The following is a 14,803-nucleotide window of genomic DNA, read 5'->3' as shown; positions in this document are numbered from 1 at the left end:
GCGAGTCGCGGGACACAAAAGGGGTTGCAGTATGGACATCGGCTATTTCCTGAAGCTGATGACGGAAAAGAATGCGTCAGACATGTTCCTGACGACCGGCGCGCCGGTGTACATCAAGGTCGAAGGCCGCCTGTACCCGCTGGGCAATACCGGCCTGCCTCCGGGCATGGTCAAGAAGATCGCCTACTCGCTGATGGACGAGGGGCAGGTGCCGCTGTTCGAGCGGGACCTCGAACTCAACATGGCCCTGGCCCTGCCCGAAGCCGGCCGCTTCCGCATCAACGTGTTCAAGCAGCGCGGCGAAGTCGGCATGGTGATCCGTGCCATCCGCAGCGTGATTCCCTCGATCGAGGAATTGCAGCTGCCGCAGGTGCTCAAGGACATCATCATGGCCCCGCGCGGCCTGGTGCTGATCGTCGGCTCCACCGGCTCGGGCAAGTCGACCACGCTGGCGTCGATGATCGACTACCGCAACAGCAATATCTCGGGGCACATCCTCACCATCGAGGATCCGATCGAGTACCTGCACAAGCACAAAAAGTCGATCGTCAACCAGCGCGAAGTCGGCCTCGACACGCACGCCTTCCACAACGCGCTCAAGAACGCGATGCGTGAAGCACCGGACGTGATCCTGATCGGCGAAATCCTCGACGCGACCACGATGGAAGCGGCGATCGCCTTCGCCGAAACCGGTCACCTTTGCCTGGCCACGCTGCACTCCAACAACGCCGACCAGACGCTCGAGCGCATCCTCAACTTCTTCCCCGAGGCTGCGCACAAGAACGTGCTGATGAACCTGGCGCTGAACCTGCGCGCGGTGGTCAGCCAGCGCCTGGTGGTCGGCAGCGACGGCCGCCGCCTGCCGGCGTCGGAAGTGCTGATCAACACCCCGCACGTGCGCGACCTGATGCGCCGTGGCCAGGTGCACGAGATCAAGCAGGCGATGGAGGCTTCGCTGGAGGAAGGCATGGAGTCGTTCGACCAGTGCCTGTTCCGCCTCCACAAGGAAGGCCGGATCGACATGGAAGAAGCGCTCAAGGCCGCCGACTCGCGCGAAGGCCTGTCGCTGAAGTTCCGCCTGTCCGAAGGCGCCACGGGCGAACATGACCCGTACGCCGAGGTCTACGACGCGGTCACGCAGTAAGCCGCGCCAGCAGCGGGGGCCAGTTCGCTGGCTCCCGCACGGTGCTTACGCCACCACTTCCTCCGGCGCATCGGGCTGCCGTTCCGGCCTGGCCTCGTCGAACGCCGGTAGCGCCAGGCAGGCCTGCTCGATCCGCACAATCGTCGGGTACTTCGCCAGGTCCACGCCGAATCGGCGCGCGTTGTAGACCTGTGGCACCAGGCAGCAGTCGGCCAGGGTCGGCAGATCGCCTTCGCAGAAGCGTCCGGTCGACGGATGGTCGGCCAGCATCGCCTCCAGCGCGGTGAACCCTTCTTCGATCCAGTGCAGCACCCAGTTGTCGCGCTCCGGCTGCGGCACGTGCCAGCTGCGGTCGAAATAGCGCAGCACGCGCAGGTTGTTGAGCGGATGGATGTCGCAGGCGACCAGCTGCGCCAGTGCGCGCACGCGCTGGCGGTCGCGCGCCGACGCCGGCAGCAGCGGTGGCTGCGGCCAGGTTTCGTCGAGGTATTCCAGGATTGCCACCGACTGCCGCATCAGGCGATCGCCATGCTGCAGCACCGGCACCAGCCCCTGCGGATTGGCCTCGCGGAAGGCCGCCGTGTGTTGTTCGCCGCCTTCGCGCAGCAGGTGCACGGGCACGGTGTCGTAGGCGAGCCCTTTCAGGTTGAGGCCGATCCGGACGCGATAGGCCGCGCTGGAGCGCCAGTACGAATACAGCCGCAGTTGCTCTGCCACGTCCCCTCTCCTCGCCTCGTCCGGCGCTGGTCGACTTCGGCGCAGCGGGATGGCCCGCTGCGCTTGCTGCATTGGATCAGCCGGCGCGCTCGATGCGCTGCTCGATCGCGCCGAACACGCTTTCGCCATCACGCGAGAACATCTCGATGCGGACCACGTCGCCGAAGCTCATGAACGGCGTCAGCGGCTTGCCATGCTCGAGCGTTTCGACAGTGCGCTTCTCGGCGAAGCACGACGCACCCAGGGACGTGTCCTCGTTGGCGACCGTGCCGGAGCCGACGATGGTGCCGGCCGACAGCGGACGGGTCTTGGCAGCGTGCGCGACCAGCTGGGCAAAACTGAACTGCATGTCCACGCCTGCCTCCGGCGCACCGAACCATTCGCCATTGATGTGCGTGGTCAGCGCCAGGTGCACCTTGCTGTCCTGCCAGGCCTGGCCGAGCTCGTCGGGAGTGACGAACACCGGGCTCAACGCCGAACGCGGCTTGGACTGCAGGAAGCCGAAGCCCTTGGCGAGCTCGTTCGGGATCAGGTTGCGCAGCGAGACGTCATTGACCAGGCCGACCAGCTGGATGTGCGCGGCGGCCTGCGCAGGCGTCGCCGCCATCGGGACGTCATCGGTCACGACCACCACTTCGGCTTCCAGGTCGATGCCGTAGTCCTCGCTCGGCACGCGCACCGGATCGCGCGGACCGTAGAAGCCGGCGCTGACCGCCTGGTACATCAGCGGGTCGCTGTAAAAACTTTCCGGCACCTCGGCGCCGCGGGCGCGGCGGACGCGCTCGACGTGCGGCAGGTAGGCCGAGCCATCGACGAACTCGTAGGCGCGCGGCAACGGTGCGGCCAGCGCGGCCAGGTCGACGTCGAAGGCGCTTTCGGCATTGCCGGCATTGAGGTCGTCGTAAAGGGCGTTCAGGCGCGGGGCGGTGTTGGACCAGTCCTCGAGCGCACGCTGCATCGTCGCGGCGATGCCGGTGGCACGCACGGCGCGCGTCAGATCGCGCGAAACCACGACCAGCGTGCCGTCACGACCGCCTTCCTTCAGGGAACCAAGCTTCATCGAAACTCCAGATTCGAGCGCGAGGGCGCATTAGTTTCAATTGTAACCGCCTCGCGGTGCGCGACGCGATGGTGCAGCTGATTGTAGGAGCCGGCTGCCCGCCGCTGGACCATTCCACGCGTCCCCGTTACCAGCACCAGTACGTAAGTCGGCCCTGCAACCAGGACACATAGACGGGCGCGCAGCCCTCTTCGCAGGCAACAAAAAACCCGCCTTGCGGCGGGTTTCTTGTTCGATATGGCAGCCCCGGATGGATTCGAACCACCGAATGCCTGAGTCAGAGTCAGGTGCCTTACCGCTTGGCGACGGGGCTATGCAATCAATTTTAGCGCAGAAATTAGCGCTTGGAGAACTGGCTTGCGCGACGTGCCTTGTGCAGGCCGACCTTCTTACGCTCGACTTCACGGGCGTCGCGGGTCATGAAGCCAGCCTTGCGCAGCTCGGACTTCAGGGTGTCGTCGTACTCGACCAGGGCGCGCGAGATGCCCAAGCGGATCGCACCGGCCTGGCCGGTGATGCCGCCGCCGGCCACGGTGACCACGATGTCGAACTTGTCGGTCGACTGGGTCAGCTCAAGCGGCTGGCGCACGATCATGCGCGCGGTCTCGCGACCGAAGAACTCATCCAGCGGGCGCTGGTTGACGGTGATGTTGCCAGCACCCTTGCGCAGGAACACGCGGGCGGTGGAGGACTTGCGGCGGCCGGTGCCGTAGTTCTGCTGGATTGCCATGTGATGTCTCTTAGATATCCAGCTGCTGCGGCTGCTGGGCGGCGTGCGGATGCTCGGAGCCCTTGTAGACCTTGAGCTTGCGGTACATGGCACGGCCGAGCGGATTCTTCGGCAGCATGCCCTTGACGGCGGTCTCGATGACGCGCTCGGGGTGGCGCTCAAGCGCCTGGGCGAGGGTCTCGGTCTTCAGGTTGCCGATGTAGCCGGTGAAGCGGTGGTACTGCTTGTCGGCGAGCTTGTTGCCGGTGACGGCAATCTTTTCGGCGTTGATCACAATGAGGTAGTCACCCGTATCGACGTGCGGGGTGAAAACCGGCTTGTGCTTGCCGCGCAGGCGGCGGGCGAGCTCGGAGGCCAGGCGGCCCAGGGTCTTGCCCTCGGCGTTGACCACGTACCAGTCACGCTGGACGGTCTCGTTTTTGGCGGTAAAAGTCTTCATGACGTGTCTGGTAGGTGCGTTGTCGGGCTGATTCCGCAGGCAATCCGGCTGGGCCGAACCGCGGAATTTCGCCACGCGCTGTGAAAGAAGCGGGATGATAACGGGCCAGGCGGGGCCGCGCAACCACCGGACTGAACAAAATGACCCGGGTGCTAGCATTTCCCCGATGCCAGCCGCCTTCCCGCCCCCTGCCCTGCGCCAGGCCGACCCTCTGGTGGCATTGGCTGACCGCTGCGTGCAATGCGGCCTGTGCCTGCCGGCCTGCCCCACTTATGGACAGGCCCGCATAGAGAGCGAGTCGCCGCGGGGCCGTATCGCCCTGGTCAGGGCCTGGGCCGTCGGCACGATCGAGGCGACCGACAGCGGTGAAGCCCATCTGGACCACTGCCTGGGGTGCCGCAGCTGCGAGTCGGTGTGTCCGGCGGGCGTGCAGTATGGCCAATTGCTCACGCAGGCGCGCGCCCGGCAGCGGCAGCGTCGCGCGCCGGCATGGCAGCAGCGCTGGATCGAAGCCCTGGCCGGTCGGCCGCGGTTGCTGGAGGGGTTGCTGGACTTCTATCGCCTCGCCCATCCATGGCTGCCGGCACGCTTGCGCCGACTGCCAGCACCGCCGCCTGCGCTCCATCGCGAAGCCCGACCGCACGCGGAAACTTCCGTCGCCCTGTTTGCCGGTTGCGTGGCCCGCCCCTATGAATCCGCTTTGCGCCGGGGCCTGATCGACTGTTTCGCAGCGCTTGGCGTCGAAATCGCCGAGCCGACCGCGCAGACCTGCTGCGGCAGCCTGCATGCCCATGCCGGCAACGAAGCTGCCGCGTCGGCACTGGCCCGGAAGAACCGCGATGCCTTCGCCGGTGCCGACACGGTGCTGACGCTTGCCAGTGGTTGCCACGAATCGGTGGCCACCTCGCTCGACGGGCAATCGCGGGTGGTCGATGCGATCGAATACCTCGAGGAACAGGTTCGCGCCCGTGCACCGGACCTGCGCTGGCGCCGCTGCGACGAGCGCGTCGCCCTGCACCTGCCGTGCACGCAGCGCAATGTCGTGCGCTCGGTCGCGTCGCTGCGGCGCCTGCTTGCGGCGGTACCGGGCCTGCAGGTGATCGAACTCGACCGCGGCCTGGGCTGTTGCGGCGCCGCCGGCGTGCAGATGCTGGGCGACCCGCAGCGCGCCGGGGAATTCCGTGCGCCGCTGCTGCAGCAGCTGAGTGAAATTGGTGCGACTCGCCTGCTCAGCGCCAACATCGGCTGTCGCCTGCACCTGGCCGCCGCGGCGTCCGTCCCGGTGCAGCACCCGCTCGAGTTCCTTGCCGGACTGGTCGAGGTGGCACCTTCATCGGTCCCTCCCGCGGCGTCCGGGTAAACTTCGGCCATGGACACGACACGCGAACTCACGCAACTCGACCGTTTCCTTGCCGACACCCAGCGTGCGCTGGACACCGTGTTCGGTGCACCTGCAGCGCTGCGCGCCAACCCTTCGTCCGAGGTCGCCCAGATCGAACTCGACGACGACGAGCGCCAGCACTCGGCCGGGCTGATGCGCATCAATCATGTCGGCGAGGTCTGTGCGCAGGCGCTGTATTGCGGCCAGGCTGCGGTCGCCCGCGATCCTGCGACGCGCGAACATCTGCTCGAGGCGGCGCAGGAAGAAACCGATCACCTGGCCTGGTGCGCCGACCGCCTGCGCGAGCTCGACAGTCGCCCGAGCCTGCTCAATCCGATCTGGTACGCCGGCAGCTTTGCGATCGGCGCGCTCGCCGGCCTGCGTGGGGACGGATGGAACCTGGGTTTCGTGGTCGAGACCGAGCGCCAGGTGGAGGCGCACATCGACGAGCATCTGGACTCGCTGCCCGCCGCCGACGCGCGCAGCCGCGCGATCCTGGAGGTGATGAAGGCCGACGAGGCCCGCCATGCCGACAACGCCGAGGCCGCTGGCGCGCGCATCCTGCCGATGCCGGTGCCGAGCCTGATGGCGGCGGCATCGAAGCTGATGAAGGCGGTTGCTTACCGGCTGTGACGCTGGGTCCCCGCCTTCGCGGGGATGACAATCGAATACCGAAGACGGGGCAATGAATTGCTGGAGCGTCGTCCGCCGGGCCGGGGATTGCGCAGCAGTGGGCCATGGATGGCCCACGCCCCGCCTTCGGACAGGATGTCCGACGAAGGGGCGGAGCAATCCCCGGCTCGGCGGACGACGCCGACCCGACACCTCACGCCTCACGTCTCACGCCCCACGCCCACACGCCTCAGCCCCACAACAGAAAAAGGCCGGCATTGCCGGCCTTTTTCATCAAGCAGACTCCCGACCTCAGTCGGCCAGGTTGCGCCCGTGGTAGAGCTCTTCGATCTCGCGCTTGAGGCGCGCCTCGATCTTCATGCGCTCCTTGAACGACAGGTTCTTGGCCTTCTCCTCGAACAGATAGTTGTCGAGGTCGAACTCCTTCAGGTGCATCTTCGTGTGGAAGATGTTTTCCTGGTAGACATTCACGTCGAGCATCTCGTAGCGCGACTTGATGTTCTTGGCCAGGTAGTCCTGGATCGAATTGATCTTGTGGTCGATGTAGTGCTTGCGACCCTTGATGTCGCGGGTGAAGCCGCGCACCCGGTAGTCCATGATGACGATGTCGGACTCAAGGCTCTCGATCAGGTAGTTCAGGGCCCTCAGCGGCGAAATCACGCCGCAGGTCGCCACGTCGATGTCGGCACGGAACGTCGCGATGCCGCTGTCCGGATGCGTCTCCGGATAGGTGTGCACCGTGATGTGCGACTTGTCCATGTGCGCGACCACGGCGTCGGAGATCAACTCCTTGCCGGCATCCTTCTTGTCGATCACCGGCTCCTCGGAAATGAGGATGGTCACCGACGCGCCCTGCGGATCGTAATCCTGGCGCGCGATGTTGAGGATGTTGGCGCCAATGATCTCCGCCACATCCGTCAGGATCTGCGTCAGTCGGTCGGCGTTGTAGGCCTCGTCGATATACTCGATGTAACGACGGCGCTCGTCCTCGGATGCCGCGAAGCAGACATCGTAGATGTTGAACGAGAGGGCCTTGGTGAGGTTGTTGAAACCCTGCAACCTCAGGCGAGGCAACGGCTTGACCACGGTGGGGGGTCCCGGTACGGCTGTGAGGGGCGAGATTATGAGGCAATTGTTGTGACGGGGGAACGCGCCGTGTTCCAGCGGCACGCCGGGCGGACCGAACCTGAACCGGCACTTCGTCACAGGTCCAGCCTCCGCCGGGGTGACGCTCTGCGGCGGATATTTGCCCAAAGCGTTAGTTCGGCCTAAGCTCGCCGCATCACAAAACCTTCACGCCCATGTCCGCCAATCCGGTTGTTACCTCGCCTGCCCTGCGCCGAACCAACAGCCCACTGCTGCCGGACGGCGCTACCATCGAGCGCTTTCTCGCCCATTGCCACCGCCGCCGCTACCCGTCGCGCACCGACGTGTTCCGCCCCGGTGACCCGGCCAGCACCCTCTATTACATCGTCTCCGGCTCGGTCAGCATCATCACCGAGGAAGAAGACGGTCGCGAACTGGTGCTGGGCTACTTCGGCCCCGGCGAGTTCGTCGGCGAGCTGGGGCTGTTCATCGCCAGCGACCAGCGCGAGGTGATCCTGCGCACCCGCAGCACCTGCGAGCTGGCCGAGATCGGCCACGAGCGCCTCTACGACCTGTTCCTGACGCGCCTGTCGCTGGACGCCCCGAAGCTGCTCTACGCCATCGGCGCGCAGATCTCGCGGCGCCTGCTCGACACCAGCCGCAAGGCCGGCCGCCTGGCCTTCCTCGACGTCACCGACCGCATTGTCCGTGCCCTGCACGACCTGGCCAAGGAACCCGAGGCGATGAGCCATCCGCAGGGCACCCAGATCCGGGTGTCCCGCCAGGAGCTGTCGCGCCTGGTCGGCTGCTCGCGCGAAATGGCCGGCCGCGTGCTCAAGAAGTTGCAGGCCGACGAAAAGCTGCACGCCCGCGGCAAGACCGTCGTCCTCTACGGCACCCGCTAGTGGCTCGCGTCGCCGGTTCCGCCGACACCTCGATCCGGGTTCGGTCCGCGGAACTGGGCGACGCCAGCGACGTCGCACGCCTGCTCGGCGAACTGGGCTACCCCTGCAATCGCGACGAGGCGGCCGAGCGGATAGCGGTGGTCCGCCACGACCCGCGCCAGCACCTGCTGCTGGCCGAGATCGAGGGCGACACCTGTGGCCTGGTGTCGCTGTACACGCTCTACTCCGTCGTCCACGGCGACGAACTGGCGCGCATCACCGGGCTGGTGGTGCAGGCCGGCTGCCAGGGCCAGGGCATCGGCCGGCGCCTGCTGCGCGAAGTCGAGCAGATCTCCCGCCGCATCGGCGTGCGCCGGATCGAAGTCACCAGCAACGCCCGCCGCGCCGAAGCCCACGCCTTTTACCGCCATTGCGGCTACGCTGACGGCTCGCTGCGCTTCATCAAGGCGCTCGGCGACTAGGCCCCCGCCACCCTGCGTGGCCTGCCTGACTCAACCCACCCAGCAAGCAATCCAGCAAGCAATCCAGCAAGCAATCCAGCAAGGACCGCCGATGCAGTGCCCGAAGTGCAGCTCGCCGATGCAGGCCATCGACATTCTTTCCTCACGCTCGCAGCGCTGCACCCATTGCAGCGGCCTGTGGCTGGTCATGGGTGAAGAACGGCTGCTCAAGGCCCAGGCAGAGATCGTCGACACCGGCGACGCCGCCGTCGGCGCGCAGTACAACCACGTCGACCGGATCAAGTGCCCGACCTGCGCGGACAGCCAGCTGGTACGCATGGTCGATCCGCAGCAGCCGCACATCTGGTTCGAGAGCTGCAGCTTCTGCTTCGGGCGTTTCTACGACGCGGGCGAGTTCCGCGATTTTGCCGAGCGCACGCTGCTGGAGTTCTTCCAGGACATGGACGCGCCGGAGCGGGTGTAGTTCCGGTCGGGGGATCCTGCGTTGGGTCCCGGGTGCGCTTCGCTTACCCGGGCTACGGGTGTGGATTCGGTCGCGATCCGGTGCCCTGGTCCCGGGTGCGCTTCGCTTACCCGGGCTACGCGTTTTGGTGCCTGTAGCCCGGGTAAGCGAAGCGCACCCGGGGCGTCCCAGCCTCAGGCCACCCGCTCGCCACCGCGACTCCTGCAACCCCAGTTGAGGATCGGCGTACCCGGCGGCAGCACGCGCCGGAACATCGCCATGCGGCTGTGCTTGGGATTGACCACCACCGGCTTGCGCGCCGCCTGCAGCAACGGCAGGTCGGCGCTGCTGTCGGAATAGGCCACGGCGATCTGGTCATAGCCGGCATCCCAGATCATCCGCATCTTGTTGCGGTGGTGGCAGTGCTCGACGGTGACCATGCCGCCCAGGAACGGGCCGCTGATGCTGCCGATGACGGGCAGGTCCTCGTGGGCGACGAAGTCCAGGATCGCGCGCGCCAGCTCCGGTGATGCGCCGGTGGCGATGATCACGCGGTCGCCGGCGTCGCGGTGGCGCTGCAGCACTTTCAGCGCCACCGGCAGCAGCCGCGCGCGGATCTGCCGCATGTGGATCCGCACGTACTGGTCGATCAGGTCGTCCATGTCGCCACGGCTGCGGGTGCCGACCGTGCCGATCCACAGGTACGCCGAAATCGCCCGCCGCCGCGTCGGCAGCCAGGCGATCATTGGCAGCAGCAGCGGCGACAGCAGCACCGCCGCGGTCACCCGCGCCCAGTGGCGCTGGATCAGCCACAACACCAGGTGGCTGCCGGAATCGCCGTCGTAGAGCGTGTGGTCGAAGTCGAACACGACCAGGGGCGAGTACGGCCGCCCAGGTTCAGCCCCGGCCACGGTATTCATGCCGCGAACAACCTGTGGAGCGCGGCGCCCGGGTCGGCTTCGCGCATGAACGATTCGCCGACCAGGAACGTCTGCACGCCGGCCTCGCGCATCGTCGTCACGTCGTCGCGGGTGGCGATGCCGCTTTCGGTGACCAGGGTTCGGTCGCGCGGCACCGCGTTGCGCAGGCCCAGCGTGGTGTCCAGCGACACCTCGAAGGTGCGCAGGTTGCGGTTGTTGACGCCGATCAGCTCGCAATCGGTCTGCAGCGCGCGTTCGAGTTCGTCGATGTCATGCACTTCCACCAGCACGTCCATCTCCAGCTCCATCGCCAGGTTGGCCATCTCCACCAGCGGGCCGTCCTCCAGCGCGGCGACGATCAGCAGGATGCAGTCGGCGCCGATCGCGCGCGCTTCATAGACCTGGTACGGGTCGATGGTGAAGTCCTTGCGCAGCACCGGCAGCGAGCAGGCACCGCGCGCCTCGCCGAGGAACAGGTTGCTGCCCTGGAAGAAGTCGACGTCGGTCAGTACCGACAGGCAGGCGGCGCCGCCGGCCTCGTAGCTGCGGGCGATGTCCGCAGGATGGAAGTCCTTGCGGATCAGTCCCTTCGATGGGCTGGCCTTCTTCACCTCGGCGATCACGGCTGCCTCGCCGGCGGCATGGCGGCTGCGGATGGCGTTGACGAAGCCGCGCGTGGGCGGCTGCTGCAGGGCGCGCGCACGCATGTCCGCGAGCGGACGCACGCGGCTGCGTTGCTGGATCTCCTCGGCCTTGCGGGCGAGGATGGTGTTGAGGATGTCGCTCATGAGCTGGAAACCAAGGAAGAAAGCGGAAGGAATGGGGGAATGACGCCGACCGGGACTGGTTACTCGTTCCTGTCCACCCTCTTCGCGCTGCCGTAGGCGCGCTCGACTTTCGCCACGCGCAATTCGTAATGCTCGTACCAGTGCTGGCGGCCGTAGGCGCGGGTCGCCGCGTGCTCGGCGTGCTGGCGCCAGGCGGCGATCGCCGCCTCGCTTTCCCAGTACGACACGGTGATGCCGAAACCGTCGCCGCCGCGGGTGGACTCCACGCCGAGGCAGCCCGGCTGCTGCGCGGCCAGTTCGACCATCCGCTGCGCCGCCTCGGCGTAGCCGGCGTCGTCGTCGCCGTTGCGCCGGGACGAGAAGATAACGGCGTAATAAGGGGGTTGCGGCAACCGGGCGAACGCGTCGTCCATGTCAGGCCTCCACGGCCTGGCCGGCCAGCTCTCGCGTTGCGGTGACGAACTCCTCGAGCTTGGCGTGGGCCGCACCCGAAGCCAGCGCCGCGCGGGCGCAATCGATGCCTTCAGCGATGCTGTCGGCCACGCCGGCGGCATAGATCGCCGCGCCGGCGTTGAGCGCGACAATCTCGCGCGGCAATCCGTTCTCATTGCGCAGTGCCTGCAGGACCAGCGCGCGCGACTCGTTGGCGTCGTTGACGCGCAGGTTGCGGCTGGCGGCCATGGCGATGCCGAAATCCTCCGGGTGCACTTCGTACTCGCGGACCACGCCGTCGCGCAGTTCGCCCACCAGGCTGCCGGCGCCGAGCGAGAGCTCGTCCATGCCGTCGCGGCCCCAGACCACCAGCGCGCGCGTGGCGCCGAGCTCCTGCAGCACACGCACCTGGATGCCGACCAGGTCGGGGTGGAACACGCCCATGAGGATGCTCGGTGCGCCGGCCGGATTGGTCAGCGGCCCGAGGATGTTGAAGATCGTGCGCACCGCCATCTCGCTGCGCACCGGCGCCACCACCTTCATCGCCGGGTGGTGCACCGGGGCGAACATGAAGCCGATGCCGCAGCGGTCGATGCAGCGCGCGACCTGATCGGGCTGCAGCTCGATCGCCGCTCCCAGCGCCTCGAGCACGTCGGCGCTGCCGGACTTCGACGAGACGCTGCGGTTGCCATGCTTTGCCACCTTGGCCCCGGCCGCGGCGACGACGAACATGCTGGCAGTGGAGATGTTGAAGGTGTGTGCGCCATCGCCGCCGGTGCCGACAATGTCGACCAGGCCGGTGCGATCGGCGACCTCGACCGGTCGCGCGAACTCGCGCAGCACGGTGGCGGCACCGGCGATCTCGCCCACCGTTTCCTTCTTCACCCGCAGGCCGGTCAGGATCGCCGCGGTCATCGTCGGCGAGACTTCGCCGCGCATGATCATGCGCATCAGCTCGACCATCTCGTCGTGGAAGATCTCGCGATGCTCGATGGTGCGCTGCAGGGCTTCTTGCGGGGTGATGGGCATGGGGGGCTGCCAGATACTCGGTTGCGACGGGAACGGTGGGACTGAAAGGGACCGGTTGCCCGGCGGTCAACGCTCCAGGAAATTCTTCAGCAGCGCGTGGCCGTGCTCGGTCAGGATCGACTCGGGGTGGAACTGCACGCCTTCGACCGGAAACTCGCGATGGCGCAGGCCCATGATCTCGTCGAACTCGACCGCGCCGGACGCGTCGTCGGAGTTCTCGCTCCAGGCGGTGATCTCGAGGCAGTCGGGCAGGGTCTCGCGCGAAACCACCAGCGAGTGGTAGCGGGTGGCCTCGTATCCGTCGGGCAGGCCGGCGAACACGCCCTTGCCTTCGTGGCGGATCCGCGAGGTCTTGCCATGCATGATGCGCTTTGCGCGGATGACATCGCCGCCATAGGCCTGGCCCAGGCTCTGGTGGCCCAGGCAGACGCCAAAGATCGGGATGCGCGGGCCGAGCTGGCGGATCACGTCCACCGACACGCCGGCCTCGTTGGGCGTGCACGGGCCAGGCGAAACGACGATCCGCTCCGGCTGCAGCGCCTCGATCTGGGCGACGCTCAGCTCGTCGTTGCGGACCACCTTCACTTCCGCCCCGAGCGTCTGCAGGTACTGCACGAGGTTGTAGGTGAAGCTGTCGTAGTTGTCGATCATCAGCAGCATATGCTACGCAACCCCTTGATTTATAAAGAGGCCCGTCGGTAATCCTAGGGCTGATACCCGATTAGGTACCCGGTTTTTACTTTAGTACCCGGGGAGGTGTGACGCGGCTGACCTAAGGATACCCCGATGACCACGCAGGACTAAGCGGGCCTGACTACTTCTTGGCGCCACCGAATATCTTGGAGAACTTGATATTCCGCGCCGCCCGCCAGCTTGCAGGCAGGTCGCCATTGGCTTCCAAGGCGTCATAGATTTCTTTGACCAGCGCCGTATCGACCGCCTTAGCGTTGAGCAATGCCTTCAGCAGCTCATACCCGTGCCAAACGCGGATGTCGAACTCGCTTGCCAGCTTGTGCATGCTCAGGTCGTCCGTAGCGACGATGCACTCTCTGACGTAGCCATGTGCCAATACGCGGCAATCCACTGGGCTGGGCGGGGAGCCGCCGCCTCCCATGAACCGCAACGGGTCCGCCAAGACAGAAGCCCGAAGCACCCCCGCCGCCACGTCGATGCTGGCCTTCTCTTCAGAAGTCAGCCGCATTCTCGCGGCAAGCCGCTCCTCGGCCAGTACCTGCTCATCGAACCAAGGGAACTTGAATCGGAGCGTCGCGCTGCGGTGAACCTCGTCCTCGACATCCTTCAGCACGGCCAGCACGTATGCCTTGGAGCCGAACGCCACGCCCAACATCGGCCTGACCCGCTTGGCCAGACGCAAGTAGGCGTTTGTGTCGAGCAGAACTAGTGTCAAACGGCCAGTGCCCTATGGATGGACACCGAGTCCTTCAAGGGAACATCCAGCACCTGCTGTACGTAGCCCGCTCCGACGCCTCGCTCTTTGACCAATCTTTCCAGCGCGATGAAAAACTCGGACTGGAAAACCGAGCTAGCCACAGAGATGTATTTTTTTGCATCCGGAGGCAATGGGTCGAAGAGGGCTTCGCTTACCGTTGCCCCCGTTCCACGGTTGCGGACTTGATGGATAGTCCTGTCTTCCACGGACAATAGCGGCAGGCCCGCATTCTTGGCATAACGCTTGACCTGCTGATGCACTGTGTTGAGCGAAACCTGATGCTGATGCGCATATCGGGTCAACGCCGTGATAAGCCCACTCCGCGGCTTACCAACTGCTTCGCGATAAGCAGCTTCCGCGCACTCGTGGGGAAACAAAAGCGCACCCGCAAATGCATCCGCGAAGTCCTCCCCCTCATCGGTTCCGGCCAGTTCTGGCGTATAGACGTGCGCCAGCTCATGCGCAATCCAGAACTTGAAGTCCTCCAACCTCACGTCGAGATTGAGGTACACGAAGGTCACATCCTCCTCAGGAAGACGAATGTGAAGTGCGTTCTCGTGCCGGTCCTTCTTGCCCCACAGTACCGGCACTAGGATGGCTGCGTTCCGCAGGAACTGGCCAATCAAGTGGCTGTACGAGAGCACCGCATGCTGACCGATGCCAAGCTCTGCACGGGTCTGCTCGACGGCCTTACGCAATTGGCCGTACTCACAAACCGGCGATGTAATGAGTGTGCGAAGCGGTCTCGTGTCTGGAAGCAGAGGCACCAACGGCTTCAGCAAATGCCCCATGCCACGGGCCTTGCTGATGTGATGGTCGGTGGTCTTTGTGCCTGCCTTCTTACGGAAGGCAATAACCGGCTCAGTGGGGTCGCCAGTATCAACCAGCTTCTCGAACCCAAGACCCAACGTCACAGCCAGCTTCAACAACGCATTCGGCCGAGGGAAGTCACGCCCCTTCAACCAGTTGGTCACGGTTTGGCTGCTGACGCCTATCTGCTGCGCTAGATGGGCCTGAGTCCAGCCCCGTTCCTGCATCTTCCCAGACACTGCATCTATGCGTAGGGATTTAGCCATCCTGAGAGCGTATCTCAGGTCTTTGGGCAAATCAAGTTCCATCAACTTTTGGCCGAGCAGGCCGCCTTCCGTTCAGGTCCGCTGATATCCTCGAAGCATGGCATAGGGGA

18 protein-coding genes and 1 tRNA gene are annotated in these 14,803 nt (G+C 65.7%); 6 read left to right on the top strand and 13 right to left on the bottom strand.

The features are described 5' to 3' along the window. Positions 1-31 precede the first annotated feature (31 nt). The gene (locus tag MNR01_RS14160; protein ID WP_241918407.1) at positions 32-1,144 is read left to right on the top strand and encodes a PilT/PilU family type 4a pilus ATPase; all 1,113 of its coding nucleotides are present in this window, start codon (positions 32-34) and stop codon (positions 1,142-1,144) included. A 45-nt stretch (positions 1,145-1,189) separates the two neighbouring features. On the opposite strand, the gene maiA is transcribed toward MNR01_RS14160, so the two are convergent. The 5 genes from maiA to rplM all read right to left on the bottom strand — a co-directional run bounded on the left by maiA (position 1,190) and on the right by rplM (position 4,090). Continuing rightward, on the bottom strand, positions 1,190-1,861 hold the full coding sequence (maiA, locus tag MNR01_RS14155; protein ID WP_241918406.1) for a maleylacetoacetate isomerase: 672 nt from the start codon (positions 1,859-1,861) through the stop codon (positions 1,190-1,192). 76 nt (positions 1,862-1,937) lie between these two features. Continuing rightward, a complete protein-coding gene (locus MNR01_RS14150; protein ID WP_241918405.1) occupies positions 1,938-2,921 on the bottom strand; it encodes a fumarylacetoacetate hydrolase family protein in 984 nt (327 codons plus the stop codon). A 238-nt stretch (positions 2,922-3,159) separates the two neighbouring features. Beyond that, positions 3,160-3,234, bottom strand: a tRNA-Gln gene (locus MNR01_RS14145). 24 nt (positions 3,235-3,258) lie between these two features. Beyond that, complete coding sequence (gene rpsI / locus MNR01_RS14140; protein WP_241918404.1) at positions 3,259-3,651, bottom strand: 30S ribosomal protein S9; 393 nt, start codon at positions 3,649-3,651, stop codon at positions 3,259-3,261. Positions 3,652-3,661: 10 nt separating this feature from the next. Continuing rightward, positions 3,662-4,090: a 50S ribosomal protein L13 gene (gene rplM, locus MNR01_RS14135; protein WP_158733500.1), complete on the bottom strand. Its 429-nt coding sequence runs from the start codon at positions 4,088-4,090 to the stop codon at positions 3,662-3,664. A 166-nt stretch (positions 4,091-4,256) separates the two neighbouring features. Between rplM and MNR01_RS14130 the strand changes: the two genes are divergently transcribed. After that, the gene (locus tag MNR01_RS14130; RefSeq protein WP_241918403.1) at positions 4,257-5,450 is read left to right on the top strand and encodes a (Fe-S)-binding protein; all 1,194 of its coding nucleotides are present in this window, start codon (positions 4,257-4,259) and stop codon (positions 5,448-5,450) included. Between the two features lie 9 nt (positions 5,451-5,459). Then, positions 5,460-6,104, top strand: a complete 645-nt coding sequence (gene coq7 / locus MNR01_RS14125; protein ID WP_241918402.1) for a 2-polyprenyl-3-methyl-6-methoxy-1,4-benzoquinone monooxygenase — start codon at positions 5,460-5,462, stop codon at positions 6,102-6,104. A gap of 291 nt (positions 6,105-6,395) precedes the next feature. Here the strand turns inward: coq7 and speD are convergent, their stop codons facing one another. Then, the gene (gene speD / locus MNR01_RS14120; RefSeq protein ID WP_241918401.1) at positions 6,396-7,190 is read right to left on the bottom strand and encodes an adenosylmethionine decarboxylase; all 795 of its coding nucleotides are present in this window, start codon (positions 7,188-7,190) and stop codon (positions 6,396-6,398) included. A 215-nt stretch (positions 7,191-7,405) separates the two neighbouring features. Here speD and crp point away from each other — a divergent pair, with 215 nt between their 5' ends. The 3 genes from crp to MNR01_RS14105 all read left to right on the top strand — a co-directional run bounded on the left by crp (position 7,406) and on the right by MNR01_RS14105 (position 9,019). Then, positions 7,406-8,095: a cAMP-activated global transcriptional regulator CRP gene (gene crp / locus MNR01_RS14115; protein WP_241918400.1), complete on the top strand. Its 690-nt coding sequence runs from the start codon at positions 7,406-7,408 to the stop codon at positions 8,093-8,095. Then, complete coding sequence (locus MNR01_RS14110) at positions 8,095-8,556, top strand: GNAT family N-acetyltransferase (RefSeq protein WP_241918399.1); 462 nt, start codon at positions 8,095-8,097, stop codon at positions 8,554-8,556. The genes crp and MNR01_RS14110 overlap by 1 nt, the downstream gene beginning before the upstream one ends. Before the next feature lie 91 nt (positions 8,557-8,647). Then, a complete protein-coding gene (locus MNR01_RS14105; protein WP_256451845.1) occupies positions 8,648-9,019 on the top strand; it encodes a zf-TFIIB domain-containing protein in 372 nt (123 codons plus the stop codon). Positions 9,020-9,192: 173 nt separating this feature from the next. Here MNR01_RS14105 and MNR01_RS14100 read toward each other — a convergent pair whose 3' ends face one another. The 7 genes from MNR01_RS14100 to MNR01_RS14070 form a co-directional block, all read right to left on the bottom strand. Continuing rightward, positions 9,193-9,918 (bottom strand): haloacid dehalogenase-like hydrolase, encoded by a 726-nt coding sequence (locus tag MNR01_RS14100; RefSeq protein ID WP_241918397.1) that lies wholly within the window; start codon positions 9,916-9,918, stop codon positions 9,193-9,195. Beyond that, entirely contained in the window at positions 9,915-10,706 is a 792-nt protein-coding gene (gene trpC, locus MNR01_RS14095) for an indole-3-glycerol phosphate synthase TrpC (RefSeq protein ID WP_241918396.1), read from the bottom strand. Before trpC ends, MNR01_RS14100 begins: the two co-directional genes overlap by 4 nt. A 59-nt stretch (positions 10,707-10,765) precedes the next feature. Next, complete coding sequence (locus MNR01_RS14090) at positions 10,766-11,119, bottom strand: antibiotic biosynthesis monooxygenase (RefSeq protein WP_241918395.1); 354 nt, start codon at positions 11,117-11,119, stop codon at positions 10,766-10,768. Position 11,120: 1 nt separating this feature from the next. Continuing rightward, positions 11,121-12,167, bottom strand: coding sequence for an anthranilate phosphoribosyltransferase (gene trpD / locus MNR01_RS14085; RefSeq protein ID WP_241918394.1), 1,047 nt, complete (start codon positions 12,165-12,167; stop codon positions 11,121-11,123). Between the two features lie 66 nt (positions 12,168-12,233). Then, positions 12,234-12,827: an aminodeoxychorismate/anthranilate synthase component II gene (locus tag MNR01_RS14080; protein ID WP_241918393.1), complete on the bottom strand. Its 594-nt coding sequence runs from the start codon at positions 12,825-12,827 to the stop codon at positions 12,234-12,236. A 154-nt stretch (positions 12,828-12,981) separates the two neighbouring features. Next, positions 12,982-13,542 (bottom strand): hypothetical protein, encoded by a 561-nt coding sequence (locus MNR01_RS14075; RefSeq protein WP_241918392.1) that lies wholly within the window; start codon positions 13,540-13,542, stop codon positions 12,982-12,984. Positions 13,543-13,571: 29 nt separating this feature from the next. Next, positions 13,572-14,654: an XRE family transcriptional regulator gene (locus MNR01_RS14070; protein WP_241920635.1), complete on the bottom strand. Its 1,083-nt coding sequence runs from the start codon at positions 14,652-14,654 to the stop codon at positions 13,572-13,574. Positions 14,655-14,803 lie beyond the last annotated feature (149 nt).

The sequence above is a fragment of the Lysobacter sp. S4-A87 genome, assembly GCF_022637455.1.
Classification (GTDB): Bacteria; Pseudomonadota; Gammaproteobacteria; order Xanthomonadales; family Xanthomonadaceae; genus Lysobacter_J.
This window is presented reverse-complemented; position numbering and strand designations above follow the sequence as displayed.

Bases quoted from the DNA above. Each gene is read 5' to 3' on its own strand.
- MNR01_RS14160 (WP_241918407.1), top strand. From the start codon at position 32: ATGGACATCGGCTATTTCCTGAAGCTGATGACGGAAAAGAATGCGTCA.
- MNR01_RS14150 (WP_241918405.1), bottom strand. From the start codon at position 2,921: ATGAAGCTTGGTTCCCTGAAGGAAGGCGGTCGTGACGGCACGCTGGTC.
- rpsI (WP_241918404.1), bottom strand. From the start codon at position 3,651: ATGGCAATCCAGCAGAACTACGGCACCGGCCGCCGCAAGTCCTCCACC.
- rplM (WP_158733500.1), bottom strand. From the start codon at position 4,090: ATGAAGACTTTTACCGCCAAAAACGAGACCGTCCAGCGTGACTGGTAC.
- MNR01_RS14130 (WP_241918403.1), top strand. From the start codon at position 4,257: ATGCCAGCCGCCTTCCCGCCCCCTGCCCTGCGCCAGGCCGACCCTCTG.
- coq7 (WP_241918402.1), top strand. From the start codon at position 5,460: ATGGACACGACACGCGAACTCACGCAACTCGACCGTTTCCTTGCCGAC.
- crp (WP_241918400.1), top strand. From the start codon at position 7,406: ATGTCCGCCAATCCGGTTGTTACCTCGCCTGCCCTGCGCCGAACCAAC.
- MNR01_RS14105 (WP_256451845.1), top strand. From the start codon at position 8,648: ATGCAGTGCCCGAAGTGCAGCTCGCCGATGCAGGCCATCGACATTCTT.
- MNR01_RS14100 (WP_241918397.1), bottom strand. From the start codon at position 9,918: ATGAATACCGTGGCCGGGGCTGAACCTGGGCGGCCGTACTCGCCCCTG.
- trpC (WP_241918396.1), bottom strand. From the start codon at position 10,706: ATGAGCGACATCCTCAACACCATCCTCGCCCGCAAGGCCGAGGAGATC.
- MNR01_RS14090 (WP_241918395.1), bottom strand. From the start codon at position 11,119: ATGGACGACGCGTTCGCCCGGTTGCCGCAACCCCCTTATTACGCCGTT.
- trpD (WP_241918394.1), bottom strand. From the start codon at position 12,167: ATGCCCATCACCCCGCAAGAAGCCCTGCAGCGCACCATCGAGCATCGC.
- MNR01_RS14080 (WP_241918393.1), bottom strand. From the start codon at position 12,827: ATGCTGCTGATGATCGACAACTACGACAGCTTCACCTACAACCTCGTG.
- MNR01_RS14070 (WP_241920635.1), bottom strand. From the start codon at position 14,654: ATGCAGGAACGGGGCTGGACTCAGGCCCATCTAGCGCAGCAGATAGGC.